This window comes from Campylobacter concisus, from assembly GCF_050447505.1.
Classification (GTDB): domain Bacteria; phylum Campylobacterota; class Campylobacteria; order Campylobacterales; family Campylobacteraceae; genus Campylobacter_A; species Campylobacter_A concisus_BP.
The window spans coordinates 1-403 of record NZ_JALMFZ010000004.1; the positions used below are offsets into that span (position 1 = coordinate 1).

The following is a 403-nucleotide window of genomic DNA, read 5'->3' on the forward strand; positions in this document are numbered from 1 at the left end:
TAGGGTTGCGTATGGGCTAGCCTCGCCTGTTCTTGAGTTTGTGCCCATGTTGTAAGTAAGTGCTGGAGTTAGCTTGCTAGCAGCGATTGAGACAACGTCGTGTGGCTCACCAAGTGGGATAGGCATATCATAGATTAGCTCCATTTTTGGACCATTGATGTCTATTAACTGGTGGTTTTGTGGATGGAGTGGGCCAACTGGGTTGAAGCGATCGATTGAAAGTTTATCAAGTGCGATTGCGTATTTGCCCTTAGGTTTTGCTGATTTGCCCTCCATTGTGTCAAGGTGACCGATGTTGTAGTGAACATTTATCTTATCAAGCACTTTTAAATTTTTATAGTCCCATTTTACGATTTGGCTATCAACGTAAAGTGAAGTATAAAGTATGCCATCTTGTGAGTCA

General features: G+C 42.7%; 1 pseudogene. It reads right to left on the reverse strand.

Features of this window, described 5'->3' with window-relative positions:
• Positions 1–403 (reverse strand): annotated as a pseudogene (locus MTT09_RS10670) (Sec-dependent nitrous-oxide reductase); the annotation flags it as partial.